Source organism: Streptomyces sp. NPDC005483, assembly GCF_040606035.1.
In the GTDB taxonomy this organism is placed as follows: domain Bacteria; phylum Actinomycetota; class Actinomycetes; order Streptomycetales; family Streptomycetaceae; genus Streptomyces.
The window spans coordinates 17717-31608 of record NZ_JBEXEA010000015.1; the positions used below are offsets into that span (position 1 = coordinate 17717).

Annotated in this window: 14 protein-coding genes and 3 pseudogenes; 6 read left to right on the plus strand and 11 right to left on the minus strand. The window is 71.8% G+C overall.

The window, feature by feature from the left end; translation table 11 throughout:
• Position 1: 1 nt before the first annotated feature.
• From ABZT06_RS27165 to ABZT06_RS27175, 3 genes are all read right to left on the minus strand, one after another.
• Entirely contained in the window at positions 2 to 307 is a 306-nt protein-coding gene (locus tag ABZT06_RS27165; protein WP_355746094.1) for a 4a-hydroxytetrahydrobiopterin dehydratase, read from the minus strand.
• Between the two features lie 113 nt (positions 308 to 420).
• A complete protein-coding gene (locus ABZT06_RS27170) occupies positions 421 to 1017 on the minus strand; it encodes an ADP-ribosylglycohydrolase family protein (RefSeq protein ID WP_355746097.1) in 597 nt (198 codons plus the stop codon).
• 102 nt (positions 1018 to 1119) lie between these two features.
• Positions 1120 to 1332, minus strand: coding sequence for an ADP-ribosylglycohydrolase family protein (locus ABZT06_RS27175; RefSeq protein ID WP_355746100.1), 213 nt, complete (start codon positions 1330 to 1332; stop codon positions 1120 to 1122).
• A gap of 29 nt (positions 1333 to 1361) precedes the next feature.
• Between ABZT06_RS27175 and ABZT06_RS27180 the strand changes: the two genes are divergently transcribed.
• Positions 1362 to 2186 carry a helix-turn-helix transcriptional regulator gene (locus tag ABZT06_RS27180; RefSeq protein WP_355746103.1) on the plus strand — a complete coding sequence of 275 codons (825 nt, stop codon included), beginning with the start codon at positions 1362 to 1364 and terminating at the stop codon, positions 2184 to 2186.
• Here ABZT06_RS27180 and ABZT06_RS27185 read toward each other — a convergent pair.
• Entirely contained in the window at positions 2168 to 2593 is a 426-nt protein-coding gene (locus ABZT06_RS27185; RefSeq protein ID WP_355746106.1) for a hypothetical protein, read from the minus strand. The two genes, ABZT06_RS27180 and ABZT06_RS27185, sit on opposite strands and share 19 nt — an antisense overlap.
• 216 nt (positions 2594 to 2809) lie before the next feature.
• Here ABZT06_RS27185 and ABZT06_RS27190 point away from each other — a divergent pair, with 216 nt between their 5' ends.
• From ABZT06_RS27190 to narJ, 5 genes and pseudogenes are all read left to right on the plus strand, one after another.
• Positions 2810 to 3673 carry a helix-turn-helix transcriptional regulator gene (locus tag ABZT06_RS27190; RefSeq protein WP_355746109.1) on the plus strand — a complete coding sequence of 288 codons (864 nt, stop codon included), beginning with the start codon at positions 2810 to 2812 and terminating at the stop codon, positions 3671 to 3673.
• Between the two features lie 62 nt (positions 3674 to 3735).
• A complete protein-coding gene (locus tag ABZT06_RS27195) occupies positions 3736 to 4536 on the plus strand; it encodes an SAM-dependent methyltransferase (protein WP_355746113.1) in 801 nt (266 codons plus the stop codon).
• Positions 4537 to 4619: 83 nt separating this feature from the next.
• Positions 4620 to 4910 (plus strand): annotated as a pseudogene (locus tag ABZT06_RS27200) (hypothetical protein); the annotation flags it as partial.
• Positions 4907 to 5089, plus strand: a pseudogene (narY, locus tag ABZT06_RS27205) (nitrate reductase subunit beta); the annotation flags it as partial. The pseudogenes ABZT06_RS27200 and narY, both read left to right, overlap by 4 nt.
• The gene (narJ, locus tag ABZT06_RS27210; RefSeq protein ID WP_355746116.1) at positions 5089 to 5574 is read left to right on the plus strand and encodes a nitrate reductase molybdenum cofactor assembly chaperone; all 486 of its coding nucleotides are present in this window, start codon (positions 5089 to 5091) and stop codon (positions 5572 to 5574) included. The pseudogene narY and the gene narJ, both read left to right, overlap by 1 nt.
• Positions 5575 to 5622: 48 nt before the next feature.
• Here narJ and dnaK read toward each other — a convergent pair whose 3' ends face one another.
• From dnaK to ABZT06_RS27245, 7 genes and pseudogenes are all read right to left on the minus strand, one after another.
• The gene (gene dnaK / locus ABZT06_RS27215) at positions 5623 to 7482 is read right to left on the minus strand and encodes a molecular chaperone DnaK (protein ID WP_355746119.1); all 1860 of its coding nucleotides are present in this window, start codon (positions 7480 to 7482) and stop codon (positions 5623 to 5625) included.
• Positions 7483 to 7543: 61 nt separating this feature from the next.
• Entirely contained in the window at positions 7544 to 8305 is a 762-nt protein-coding gene (locus ABZT06_RS27220) for a glycerophosphodiester phosphodiesterase family protein (protein WP_355746122.1), read from the minus strand.
• Positions 8306 to 8312: 7 nt separating this feature from the next.
• Positions 8313 to 9656: a hypothetical protein gene (locus ABZT06_RS27225; protein ID WP_355746125.1), complete on the minus strand. Its 1344-nt coding sequence runs from the start codon at positions 9654 to 9656 to the stop codon at positions 8313 to 8315.
• Between the two features lie 92 nt (positions 9657 to 9748).
• Positions 9749 to 10177: an OsmC family peroxiredoxin gene (locus ABZT06_RS27230; protein WP_355746128.1), complete on the minus strand. Its 429-nt coding sequence runs from the start codon at positions 10175 to 10177 to the stop codon at positions 9749 to 9751.
• A gap of 62 nt (positions 10178 to 10239) precedes the next feature.
• Positions 10240 to 11217: pseudogene (locus tag ABZT06_RS27235) on the minus strand (hypothetical protein).
• Between the two features lie 51 nt (positions 11218 to 11268).
• Positions 11269 to 13356, minus strand: coding sequence for a phage holin family protein (locus ABZT06_RS27240; protein WP_355746131.1), 2088 nt, complete (start codon positions 13354 to 13356; stop codon positions 11269 to 11271).
• 59 nt (positions 13357 to 13415) lie between these two features.
• Positions 13416 to 13817 carry a hypothetical protein gene (locus tag ABZT06_RS27245; protein WP_031045739.1) on the minus strand — a complete coding sequence of 134 codons (402 nt, stop codon included), beginning with the start codon at positions 13815 to 13817 and terminating at the stop codon, positions 13416 to 13418.
• Positions 13818 to 13892 lie beyond the last annotated feature (75 nt).

Here is a 13892-nt window from a genome sequence, read left to right on the forward strand (position 1 = left end):
CTCACTGGGCTCCGTGGCCGGCGGCGAGCGCCTCGACCCGCCGCGCGAGCTCGAAGTCCTTCTCCGTGAGGGCGCCGCCCGCGCTGTGCGTGTGCACGGACAGCGCGACCGTGTTGTAGCCGAGGGTGAGGTCGGAGTGGTGGTCGAGCTCCTCCTGGACCTGGGCGACGTGGACGACCATCGCGGTCGCGGCGAAGTGGGTGCCGAGGTGGTACGAGCGGGTGAGGCGGCCGTCGTCGACGGACCAGCCCGGCAGTTCCGCGAGCCGGTCCTCGATCTCCTTCTGCGACAGGGGTTCGACGGGCATGGCCTCGCTCCTTCCTGGGGGTCGGGGTGTTCTCAGCGTCCCACAGCCGTGCCGCTGCGGCCCTGGTCAGGAGCGTTCCCGGTGGTCAGGCCCGGACACCCTCGGCGGCAAGGTCATCGGCGAGCGCGGCGATCCTGGCCCAGGCCCTCGACCTGCCGGACCCACTCGTGCGGCAGGCCGACGTCACCGTGCAGGGCGCCCAGCAGGTTGCCGCAGATGGAGCCGGTGGAGTCGCTGTCGCCGGAGTCGTTGACCGACAGCAGCAGCGCGTGCTTCACGCTGTCGGCGGCCAGGGCGCTGTAGACGGCGATGGCCAGTGCCTCCTCGGCGACCCAGCCCGCACCGAGGGACTCGACCTTCTCCGGGCCACAGCAGGCGCAGCGTGCGCAGCACCGCACCCGCCAGGTAGCCGGTGGGGTGGCCGTGGGTGATCTGGGTGCCGTGGGCGGCCATGTCGAAGGCCCGCTCGGCGGACGCGCACAGGCCGAAGGGGCCGAGCGCATGACCGTCCCGCAACCCTTGGAGTCCGGGCTGACCGGTCCGGGCTCGCCGTCGATCGCCGACCACGGGTCGGGGGCGTACAGCTGGGGCACCCCGGACAGACAGGCGTTGCCGGGGGCGCGGCGGGCGTACAGCCGGGCCTTGTCCGGCCACCGCTGGTAGGCGAACCGCAGCAGCAGGGAGTAGGCGCCGCCCTGGCTGTCGCCCACCCTGCTTGTCGCCCTGCCTGTCGCCCTGGCAGCTCCCCCCTTCCCGTTCCCGTTCCCGTTCCCGTGCTCGGGCCTGGGTCAGGGCCTCCACGGTGAACAGGGTCATCTGGGTGTCGTCGCTGATGAGGCCCACCCGGCCGTACGCCCCGGCACCAGCCCGGTGATCCCGTGCCGTCCATGCACCTGCCGGATGCGGTCCACGGAGGAGAACTCGATCGGGTAGCCGAGGGCGTCACCCAGCGCACCCCCCGGCAGACAGCCCCGCAGCCTGGCGCGGTACCGCGCCGCGCTCTCCCTCGTCCACGGCCCGCTCATGCGCCCGCTCCTCGACTACGGTCGTACGTATGACCATTGCCCACTCCGCCGCAGCCACCCCGTCCGACCAGGGCGTCGGTCCTCTCCTGCGCGCCTGGCGGGAGCAACGACGGGTCAGTCAGCTGGAGTTGGCGCTGCGGGCGGACTCCAGTGCCCGGCACATCAGTTTCGTGGAGACGGGCCGCTCGCGTCCGAGCGAGGAGATGGTGCTGCGGCTCGCCGAGCATCTGGAGGTGCCGGTGCGGGAACGCAACGCGCTGCTGCTCGCGGCCGGTTACGCCCCGCGTTTCCCGGAGACCCCGCTGGACGATCCGGCGCTGGACGCCGTGCGTGAGGGGATCGAGCGGCTGATCCAGGGCTACGAGCCCTACCCGGCCCTGGTGTTCGACGCCGCCTATCACGTCGTGGCCGCGAACCGGGGGATCATGATGCTCCTCGACGGCATCCCGGAGTCCCTGCTCCGGCCCCCGCTCAACACCATGCGGCTCACCCTGCACCCCGAGGGCCTCGCCCCGCGCATCCTCAATCTGCGGGAGTGGCGCGGGCATCTGCTGGAACAGATGCGCCGGCAGATCGCCCTGCGCCGGTCGGAGCAGTTGCGGGAGCTGTACGAGGAGGTCGCGGCCTATCCCGTGCCGGACCAGGAACGGGCCGACGACGGCCTACCTGCCGAGCCGGTCCCCTACTTCGCGCTGCCGATGCGGATCGAGCACGAAGGCCGGACGCTGTCGTTCATCTCGTCCACGTCCACCTTCAACACCCCCATGGACGTGACCGTCGCCGAGCTGGCCATCGAGACGTTCCTCCCGGCCGACCCGGCGACGGTCAAGTACCTTCACTCACTGTTGCCCTGACGGACCTTCAGCGCGGCGTACTGGAGCAGTGCGAACCCGGCGACGGTGATCGCCTGGAGCACGGTCCACACCGCACCGGCCGTGGTCGGCGACAACCACAGGCCCAGGGCGGCACAACTCACGGCGGCCCACAGGAGATTGGCCTCGACGACGGCACGCACGGCGAGCACCGGCGGACGACCGCGCGAGGCGAGGACGGCCACGACGACGCCGTAGGCCACGAGGAAGGCCCCGAGTCCGAGCAGCAGCCCGGAGTCGACGCCCAGGAACCGGCCGACCGGTCCGGACCCGAGAAGGTACACGAGACCGTTCGCACCGGTCACGGCCGCGTCCAGGGCGAGGAAACGGCGCAGCATGGTGTGCGGGTCCGAGGTCCGGGCGAGCGCGGTGAGCTGGGTCGCGGACATGGCGAATCACCCTCCGTCGAGGTCGGGAACGGGGAAGCGGACGGCGGGTCCCGGACCGGAGTGCGCCGGCCCGGAACCCGTGGCCTCCACCATGCCGTCGGCCCGCGCCCCGGTCGATTACGCGGGAGGTAATGAAGGAACCGGTCGTGACCGGTGAGACCGGCACCGGAACATGGCACACTGCACGCAAGCTTCGACGCGTAGGGGAGGCGTGGCGTGAGTGAGCGGCGACCTGCGCCGACCGTGGGCCAGGTGGTGCTCGGCAGACGGCTTCAGGAACTGCGGGAGGCGGCCGGCCTCAAACGCGAGGAGGCCGCGCAGGTACTGCGCGTGGCCCCCGCGACCGTGCGGCGGATGGAAATGGCCGAGGTCGCCCTGAAGATCCCGTACGTCCAGGTGCTCCTGGAGACCTACGGCGTGCCCGAGGAACAGGTCGAGTCCTTCGTGCAGCTGGCCGAGGAGGCGAACAAGCCGGGCTGGTGGCAGCGGTTCCACGACGTGCTGCCGGAGTGGTTCAGCCTGTACGTGAGCCTGGAGGGCTCCGCCGGGATCATCCGGTCCTACGAGCCGCACTTCGTGCCGGGACTGCTGCAGACCGAGGACTACGCGCGTGCCGTCATGGAGGCCGGGACCATCGGGCAGACGGGCGCCGAGGCGCTGGAGCGGCATGTGTCGCTGCGCATGGCCCGGCAGCAGCTCCTGGAGCGCCCGAACGCGCCCCATCTGTGGGCGATCATGGACGAGACGGTGCTGCGCCGCCCGGTGAGCATCCGCTCCGAGGTGATGCGCGAACAGCTGGACAAGCTGCTGGAGTTCGCCGAGCGCGACCGGGTCACGCTCCAGGTGTGCGAGTTCGAGGAGGGCCCGCACCCGGGGACGTACGCGCCCTTCTCCCTGTTCCGCTTCACCGAGCCGGAGCTGCCCGACCTGGTCTTCACGGAGTACCTGACCGGTGCGCTGTATCTCGACTCCCGCCAGGAGGTCGCCACGCACCTGGAGGTCCTGGACCACATGTCGGCGCGGGCCGCGTCGGCCGAGCGTACGAAGAAGCTGCTGCGGGAGCGCCGCGAGGACTTCTGAGCGGGCCGCACGACACCACGCCAGGTGCGCCACGCCACCATCACAGGGGGAGAAGACACCGCATGACCGGATCCGACGCCGCAGTCCCCGCCATGGACACCAGCCGGCCGCACCCGGCCCGGGTGTACGACTGGTGGCTGGGCGGCAAGGACAACTACCCGGTGGACGAGGAACTGGCCCGCCGGATCCTCGCCGTGGACGGCACGGTGATGCGCGGGGCGCGCGCCAACCGCCGCTTCATGCACCGGGCGGTGCGGACCGCCGCAGAGGCCGGGATCCGCCAGTTCCTCGACATCGGCACCGGCATCCCGACCCAGCCGAACCTGCACCAGGTGGCGCAGGAGGTCGCCCCCGAGTCGAGGGTCGTGTACGCGGACAACGACCCGATCGTCCTGAGGCACGCGCAGGCCCTGCTGCACAGCGCCCCTGAGGGCGCCACGGACTACGTCCACGCCGATGTCCGCGACCCGGACACCATCCTGCGGCCGGCCGCCGCGACCCTGGACTTCTCGCAGCCCGTCGCGCTGTCCCTGGTGGCGCTCACCCACTACCTGGGCGACGAGGCGTACGGGCTGCTCGAGCGGTACGTCGCCGAGCTCGCCCCGGGCAGCTTCGTGATCCTCTCGCAGGTCACGCCCGATCTGAGCCCGGGGGCGATCGAGAAGGCGGCCGAGCGGTTCCGCCGCAGCGGCACTCCCTTCCACCCCCGGTCGCTCGTCGAGTTCTCCCGCTTCTTCGACAGTCTGGAGCTGCTCGGCCCCGGAGTGATCCCCGTGCCGGGCTGGCGTCCGGGCCCGGAGGACGTGGCGGCCCAGGCGGAGGGCATCGTGTCGGTGTACGCGGGGGTCGCGCGGAAGGTCTGACCCGTACGGGTGCCGTGAACGGGTGCGCTCCCGCGCCCCGGCCTAGGTTCGAAGCGAGCCGCGGGCCAGCGGAGGGAGCACACGTGACCGACACCCGGACACCGCCGAGGGAGCCCGGCGCGGCGCTGCTGCGGGCAGGGCGGTTCTTCCGGCCCGGCCGGGCCTCCCCCGACCTGCACAGCATCGAGCTGAGCGGCGGGCGCGAGGCGGACGCCTTCTACCGCGACCGCTGGAGCCACGACAAGGTCGTGACCTCCACGCACGGCGTGAACCGCACCGGCTCGTGCCGCTGGAAGGTGTACGTCAAGGACGGCATCATCACCTGGGAGACCCAGCAGACGGACTATCCGTCGGTGGGCCCAGACCGCCCCGAGGGCTCGAGGAGCCGGCGCTGCCGGACACGTGCAGCCTCGACCACGCGGACGGCCCCGGCATGGGCGAGGACGGGCCCTTCGGGCAGGACTCGGGGCGCAGGCAGCTGCCGCTGGTGTCGGTGGAGAACTTCCACCTGCTGCGCGGACGGCAGACCACGGACGACGCGGAGGAGGCGTGATGCCCTCGGACGCAGTGCTCTACCAGGCGGCGGCGCTCTGCCTGACGTATCCCGACGACGACTTCCGCGCGCGGCTGGCGTTGCTGCGCGAAGCCGCCCCGCAGCTGCGGGAGTTCGTGGACCACGCGGCGTTGACGCCCGCGCAGGAGCTGGCGGCGCATTATGTGCGGGTCTTCGACGTCAAGTACCGGCACGGTCTGTATCTGAGCCGGTGGCAGGACGGGGACACCCGGCGGCGCGGGATGCCGCTGGTCCGCCTCGAGGAGGTCTACCGGGCCGCCGGTCTGGAGTTCGCCGGTGAGGAGCTGCCGGACTTCCTGCCCGCGGTGCTGGAGTTCACGGCCCGGACGGGAGACCTCGGCCTGCTCACCGAGTACCGGGACGGCCTGGAGCAACTCCGCTCCAGGCTCACCGACTTCGGCACGCCCTACGCGACGGTCCTCGACGCCGTGTGCGTCACGCTCCCCACGGGGGTGCGCCGATGACACCCTGCCGGTCACCGGGCTGGGAGAGGAGCCAGATCTGACGGAGTCTCAGGCGGCGCCGCCCTTCTGGTCCTTCTCGTCGTCCACGATCTCCGCGTCGACCACGCCCTCCTCGTCCTGCGGCGGTGAGGCGGATTCGTCCCGCGGGGGCTGCTGCTGGGCCTGGGCGTACATCGCCTGGCCCATCTTCTGGCTGACGGAGGCGAGCTTCTCGACGCCGCCCCGAAGGGTGGCGGTGTCGGCGTTCTCCTCCAGGAGCTGTTTCAGTTCGGAGACCGCCGACTGGACCTCCGTCTTCGTCTCGGCGGGAACCTTGTCCTCGTTCTCCCGGACGAACTTCTCGGTCTGGTAGACGAGTTGCTCGGCCTGGTTGCGGGTCTCGGCGGCCTCGCGCCGGTTGCGGTCCTCCTCCGCATACTGCTCGGCCTCGCGCATCATGCGGTCGATGTCGTCCTTGGGGAGCGCCGATCCGCCCGTCACCGTCATCTTCTGTTCGCGCCCGGTCGCGAGGTCCTTCGCCGAGACATGCATGATCCCGTTCGCGTCGATGTCGAAGGCCACTTCGATCTGGGGGACGCCCCGGGGCGCCGGCGGGAGCCCGGTGAGGTCGAAGACGCCGAGCTTCTTGTTGTACGCGGCGATCTCGCGTTCGCCCTGGTAGACCTGGATGCCGACCGAGGGCTGGTTGTCGGTGGCGGTCGTGAAGATCTCCGAACGGCGGGTGGGGATCGTGGTGTTGCGTTCGATGAGCTTCGTCATGATGCCGCCCTTGGTCTCGATCCCCAGGGACAGCGGGGTGACGTCGAGCAGCAGCACGTCCTTCACGTCGCCGCGGATGACCCCCGCCTGGAGCGCCGCCCCGACCGCCACGACCTCGTCGGGGTTGACCCCCTTGTGCGGGTCCTTGCCGGTGAGCTCCTTGACCAGGTCGGTCACCGCGGGCATCCGCGTCGAGCCGCCGACGAGGATCACGTGGTCGACCGCGGAGAGCTTGATGCCCGCGTCCTTGACCGCCTGGTGGAAGGGGGTCGTGCAGCGGTCGAGCAGATCGGCGGTGAGCTCCTGGAACTGGGCGCGCGTCAGCTTCTCGTCGAGGTGCAGGGGCCCCTCGGCGGAGGCGGTGATGTAGGGCAGGTTGATCGTGGTCTCGGAGGACGACGACAGCTCGATCTTCGCCTTCTCGGCCCCCTCGCGCAGCCGCTGCAGCGCCATCTTGTCCTTGCCGAGGTCGACGCCGTACTGCCCCCGGAACTTCTTCACGAGGTGCTCGACGACCCGCTGGTCCCAGTCGTCGCCGCCCAGGTGCGTGTCGCCGTTGGTCGCCTTGACCTCGATGACCCCGTCGCCGATCTCCAGCAGGGACACGTCGAAGGTGCCGCCGCCGAGGTCGAAGACCAGGACCGTCTGCTCCTCGCCCCGGTCGAGGCCGTACGCCAGCGCGGCCGCCGTGGGCTCGTTGATGATCCGCAGGACCTTCAGCCCGGCGATCTCCCCGGCCTCCTTCGTCGCCTGCCGCTGGGTGTCGTCGAAGTAGGCGGGCACCGTGATCACGGCGTCGGTGACGTCCTCGCCGAGATAGGACTCGGCGTCCCGCTTCAGCTTCTGCAGGACCCGCGCCGACAGCTCCTGCGCCCGGTACCGGGTGCCGTCGATGTCGCCCTGGTCCGGGAAGCGCCAGCTCCCGTCGCCCATGTGCCGCTTCACGGAGCGCGCGGTGCGCTCGATGTTCGTCACGGCCTGCCGCTTGGCGACCTCGCCCACCAGCACCTCGCCGTTCTTGGCGAAGGCCACGACCGACGGTGTGGTCCTGGCCCCCTCCGCGTTGGCGACAACCGTGGGTTCACCGCCCTCCAGCACGGCCACCACCGAGTTCGTGGTACCGAGATCGATCCCGACCGCACGTCCCATCGCAGTTCCCTTCCGCCAGGAAACGTCCCGAACTCCAGCACAAAACTTGAGTGCTTTCTTGTCAATGGGACGGGTACCCCGGGGAACGCTCTTCGCTCGGCTCCGCCCGCAGTGCGACGGCCCGCCGGGGCCGGTCGGTGATCAGGACATCGACGCGCGGATGGTCGAGAAACGCCCGCATCAGGCGGTCGTCGTTGACCGTCCAGACCATGGTGAACAGGTCGTGCCGGACGGCCTCACGGAGCACGTTGGCGCGGGCCAGCCGCTGGTGCACGGCCACCCCGCTCGCGCCGCAGGCGCGCACCCGGCGCATCGGCAGCAGCTCGCTGAGCCGGACGCCGGCCAGCCGGGAGCGGGCGATCTCCTTGCCGTCCCGACCCAGGGACAGGGCCGTGCGCACCCGCGGGAAGGTCCGCGCGATGGCGGCGACGGAACGGTCCTCCAGGGTGGTGGCGACGAAGCCGTCCGCTCCGAGCAGGGCGACCGCCCGGTCGATCAGCTCGCGCTCGTAGCCGGTCTCCTTGAGGTCCAGATGGCCGGCCATCCGGCCCGCGATCAGGGACATGACCTCGTCGACGACCGGCACAGGGTAACCGGCCCGGTCGCTGAGCTCGGCATGGGTGATCTCGCCGAGCAGCGGACCGGTGCGCCCCGCCCGGGGGTCGTGGTGGACGACGAAGACCCCGTCGGCCGTACGCCGGACGTCGAACTCGACGTACTCCGCCCCGGACCGGATCGCGTCCTCGTACGCCTCCCAGGTCGCGGCGCCGGCACGCTCGGACCCGCCCCGATGGGCGGAGACGGCTGCTGGTCGTCGGGACATACGGCGGTCAGCTTCCGGACGGTGGGCGCTGGGCGGAGATCGGGGCGGCCGGGGTCAGCAGGGAGCCGGAGCGTCTGCCGGTGCGGATCATCCGGACGTATCCGATCGCGGCAAGGACGAGGAAGGGAACCCAGGCGAGGAGGTACGCCGGGAGGTAGTGCGCGTCGAAGATCGAGCGGTGGGTGTTCACGGTGGTGGCGTTGACGCCGAAGAACGCGAGCAGCAGCGTCGGCGGCAGGGCGATCAGGGTGGCGATCGCGACCAGCACGGACACCGTACGGTCCCGGCGGTCGTCGCGCTCCGAGAGCTCGGCGTCCAGGGCCGCCGAGCGGGCACTGATCACCGAGGTCAGCCGCTCCACCATGCGGGCCGAGTTGTCCAGGCTGTCGCGGATGCCGAACGCGTCCCGCAGGGACGACTGGAAGGCCTCCATGACCATATCCGGGATCAGCAGGCTGTCGACGTACGCCTCCACCCCGAAGGCCAGGTCCAGCTGGAGTTCGTTGACCCCCGCGGACAGCTGTGAGATCAGCGAGCGGATCTCGTACGGCGAGCTCGCCGCGGCCTGTTCGTTCGCTCGCATCGTCTCGAAGGCGGCCAGCCGGGTGCGCTGGAGGACGGCGAGCGCGGAGATTATGCCGATGGCGACCAGGGTCAGGCCGTTCTCCACGTGCTCGGCCCAGCCGGCGTGGACGGAGACACCGCGGCCGTGCGCGGAGAGTGTGGCGCCGTGGTTCCTGAGGTGGGGCGGTTCCGCCGTGGCCATCCGGCCGCGGTACACGATCTCGTTCAGCACGGCCGACTGCCGGGCCGCGTCGACGCCGAGCAGTTCCTCACGCAACTCCCCGCCGGGGAAGACGAGTTGGTGGACGTTGTGGCCGAAGGCGAGTGGCTCGGGGGGCGCGAGCCGCTCTCCCAGCACGTCGAGCAGCGGCCGGCCGCCGAGCGTGATCAGGTCCCGGTCGAAGCAGGTGTCGGCGAGCCATGCGGCGAGCGCGTCGGGGGGTGTCGGACCGGCGAACTCGCAGTCGAGGACCAGGGTGATGTCACCGCGGGGGGTGGCGAGAACGGCGAACTCGGCCGTGTCCAGGGCGAGTCCGCGGTCCCCGTGGGGCAGCCGCAGCTCCCCGGGCGCCACGTCCTCCACGAGCACCGGCACGGGAAGCACCGCCGCGCTGGACTTCAGGTGCAGGGCGAAGCGGCCGAAGTCGAACCGCTCGACGAGGCTGCCGAGCGAGGGTCCTCGCGGGTCCAGGCCGCCGCTGAGGCTGAACAGCACCAGGACGCGGGTGAGTTGACGGCTCCCGGAGTCGAGTTCCGCCGTGTCGCCGGCCGTTGTTCCCGTGATCATCGCGTCCCTTCCCCCACCCTGGTCTTCCCGCCCGGGCCCGGGCGCGCAGACCGCCCCGGACGAGCGGCCTGCGCGACCCGGTGCCTGCGGGTTCAGGCGAGCTTCGCGTCCAGGGTGATCGGGACGGACTTCAGGGCCTGGCTGACCGGGCAGTTGGCCTTGGCGTCGTCCGCGGCGGCGGCGAACCCCTCCTCGTCCAGGCCCGGCACGGTGCCCTCGACGGTGAGGTGGATGCCGGTGATGCCCTCGCCGGGCTGGAAGGTGACGTCGGCGGAGGTGGTGAGCTTGGTGGGCGGGGTGCCCGCGCCGTTCAGGGCGTGCGACAGCGCCATGGAGAAGCAGCTGGAGTGCGCGGCGGCGATCAGCTCCTCGGGGCTGGTCTTGCCGTTGGCGTCCTGGGAGCGCGAGGCCCACGTGACCGGCTGTGCCTCGATGGCACCGGAGGAGTCGAAGTTGACGACACCGCTCCCCTCGAGGAGGTTGCCTTCCCAGACGGTGTGTGCGGAGCGCGTGGTAGCCACGGTCAGTCCTTTCGTGTGGTCCCGCTGACGGGGGTACGGGAACCATCCGATCACACTACGGCTCAGCTCACGCGGAAGACCGGCCCACGTGCGGTGAACGGCAGCCCGGCCCCCTGCGGGATCAGACAGGCGTGCTCGCGGGGAGGTCGTCGGCGCGGTGCAGCAGGTCGATGCCGGACTTGCAGGACAGTGCCGCCGCGGCAGCCCCGGGGACCCGCTCGGCGATCTCGGTGACGGGCAGACAGCCGGCGTCGTGCCGGGCAGCGTCGCAGAACACGACCCGGGCGGCCGGTACGTCCCGGAGGTGTCCAGGACCACGCCGAAGGTTGAGGGAGGGCGATCTCCAGGGCGGGAAGTACCGGCCCGCGCGCGGGATGTCGGGGGTGGAGGACTGACGGCGCGAGGGACGGGCGTAGGAGCACGGGCTGGGGGCTGGGCACGAACTCGTCGAACCAGCGGGCCGGTCGCGCGTCCCAGGGCAGCGGCGGATGGCTGAGTGCCCGGATCTCCTCGACCAGGCCGCCGGACAGGAAGCCGCGCTCCTGCCGCTGGTGCAGGTCGAGGCCCTGGGCGAAGCCCCGGCGGTAGAACTCGTCGAGGTCGACGCAGTCGCGGGGAGAGCCGAGTGGGTCGCCGAGGATGTCGCCGGCGCCCTTGCCGCGCAGGGCGGCCGGTCGGCGCACGCGGCGCAGATCGCCGGCGATGTGGTCGTAGACCTCCTCGGAGGACAGGCCGGGTGAGTGTGGAGCCGAGCAGGAAGCGGTTGACGACGACGCGGCGGGCGGCAAGGTCGAAGCGGTCGGGCTGGGTGCGTTTCGCCCTTCACCGCCGGGACGTGTCCGAAACCGAGGTGCAGGACGGCGTGGGCGAGCGAGCAGGCCCAGGCGGCGGGCTCGGCGAGCCGGTCGGGGTGGGCGGCGGCGCCCGTCACCCCGCGCAGGCGCCCGAGCGCTGTCGGCACCTCGGTGGCCCGGCCCGGTCGGTGTGTGGGACACCGCAACGGCATCGGGGTGCAGGTCGCTGTCGGAGTCGACGACCACGAGCCCGTCGCGGGGCGCGAACCGGCAGTCCTCCCGGCGGCAGACGACGAACTACGCGGCCTTCTCCTCAGCCTTCCCCACCGGCACTTGAGGACCCCCCGCTTCATCGAGCCACCCCCGCAGCACCTGGTGGACCCCCTCCGCCCCGGCAAGCCCCTCCGGCGGCGCCGACAAGGCGAGCGGCGACAACAGGAACGGCTTCCCCTGGGCGCCCCCCAGCCCACCGTGCGACCCGATCTGTTCCTCGAAGGCCAGCACCTCCCCCTCCGCCGGGTCGTACCACGAGTTGACCATGATGTCGGCGGTGTGCGGAAAGGAGTGCGTACGCCGTACCGCCTCGACCGCGCCCGGCCCGAAGTCGGCCAACGGCCCCGGATTCTCGTCCAGTCGCTCCAGCGGGATCTCCGTGCCGAACGGCCCGAGCACCACCCCGCCGTGCTCCTCGCTGCGCACCAGGAGGAACCCGATGCCGGGATGGTTGGCGAGCGTGGTCAGCAGCGCCGGGTGCCGCGCGTCGATCTCCTCCTTGCTCATCCGGTGATCCACATCGGGGAAGGACACCAGTCCGAGATTCCCCGAGGCCAGCACGATCGGCTCCGAGTCACGCGCGGGCCGGTACTGCTCGCGCCGCCCCTCCTTCCCCGGCCTGCGCAGCGCGGCACGGACGGCGGCACGGGCCTCGGCCCCGCTGTGGGTGCGCTCGGCCTTGCGCGACACGGGCAGCCCGCAGCCGGCCCGGACCAGGTCACCGAGGGTGAGCCCGTAGCGGGTGCGGAAGGTCTCGCCGCGGCTCTGGCCGTGGTCGGAGAGGACAACGATCCGGTACGGGCGCGGAGCGTGCTCGGCGACGTTCGCGATCAGGGCGAGCGAACGGTCCAGGCGCTCCAGGACCTTCGCCGCGTCGCGGCTGGTCGGCCCGGAGTGGTGGGCGACCTCGTCGTAGGCGACGAGGTCGGCGTAGACGGCCGTACGGCCCGCGAGCATGTCGCCCATGACGGCGGCGACCACGACATCGCGCTCGACGACGGTCGCGAAGGCGCGGACCAGGGGATACAGGCCGCCGCGGCCCACCCGCGGGCGCTCCTTGCGGGCCCGGGTGCGGGTCGACTGGCCGATCTCGCGGCCGACCTCGGCGAAGAAGGACAGGGCGGTGCGCACGGCGTTGGCGGGGTCGGAGAAGTACGCGAAGTAGCCGGCTCGGGAGCGGGTCTCGCGGCTGCGGCGGCGGGTGGCGATGGACAGGACGAGTGCCTGTTCCTCGGCGCCTCCGGAGAAGAGGTTGCCGCGGCTGGCGCCGTCGACGGCGAGCAGTCCGTCGTGCCCCGTCTGTTCCACGGCCCGGTGCTGGAGTTCGACGGCGCTGGTCGGGCGGTTGCAGACCATCACCTCGCCGCGGTCCTTCTCGTACCAGCGGAAGGCGGGGACGTCGTGGTTGCTGCCGTGCAGGATGCCGAGCTGGCTGGCGCCGGTCTGGCTGGACCAGTCGGTGCGCCAGGAGGTGAGCCGGTGGGTGGGCCGCACCGCGCGGCCGGGTGTGCCGCTGTGGCCGATCCAGCGGGCGATCGTGGGCATCAGGCCCTTGCCGACCGCGGCCAGCAGGACGTCGTGGCCCACGCCGTCGAGCTGGAGGAAGACCGTACCGGGGGTGGCCGGGCCCACGGGGCCGCTCCTGCGGCGGCGGTCGGCGAGACGGTACAGCCGGCGCCGGTAGGCGTCGTCGTCGCGGACCGCGAGGGCACCGCCGGTGGCGGAGGCGACCGCGGACATCACGGCGGCGACCACGACCGCGGTCTCCGGGGCGGCGTCGCCGCGCTCGGCGGGGTTGAGACGCAGGGCGAGCAGCAGCAGCGCCCCGTTGAGGAAGAAGACGAGGAGGCCGAGCACCAGCGTCGGCACGAGCAGGAAGAGCCGTACGAGCAGCGGCCACACGACGGCCGACAGCACCCCGAAGGCACCGGCGCCGAACGCCGCCGTGACCGCGATCCGGGTCGCGCTGTCACCGGTCGGGGACTGGAGCCGGAAGTCCGGCAGGATGCCCGCGAGCACCAGCATCGTCAAGGTGGAGACGACCCATACCGTGACGCTCCGCCCGACCTGACTGGCGATCCGCCGCCAACGCCCCGCACCCACGCCCCGCACACCTCACGTCCTGGCCCGTCGTCGGTGCGGGCGCTGGGACCAGCGTGTCATACGGGTGGCTAACGGCCGTCGTATCCCGCCGTCGGCATCGACAGCCTGCGGTGCACCCTGGCTTTCATCTGGGCGTCGTAGAGGGGCTCCGCGAAGCCCACCGTCTCCACCCGTACCCCGCGGCGGGCGCACTCCGCGGTGAACTCCTCGACGGAGGACAGGGCGCTCTCCAGGACCCGGCGGCTGGGGGCGACGAAGAGATCCCGTCCCGCCCGCACCCCGTCCCACAGCACGCAGTGGTCGGCGCGCAGGCCCCGCACCAGCAGTTCCCGCCGCACGGTGTATCCCCGCTCGGCGGCCCAGCGCGCGCACATCGCGTGCTGGCTGCGCGAGTCCACCAGGAAGGGATCGGCGTCCAGCTCCTCCAGCGGCGTCAGACTCGCGATCGCCGTGACATGGACCGCTCCCATGGTGTCCCCCTCACCTCCGGGTTTCGCCGCCGACCATACTCCAGCCCGTAGGCTTCGGGGAGTCGCACGAAGGAG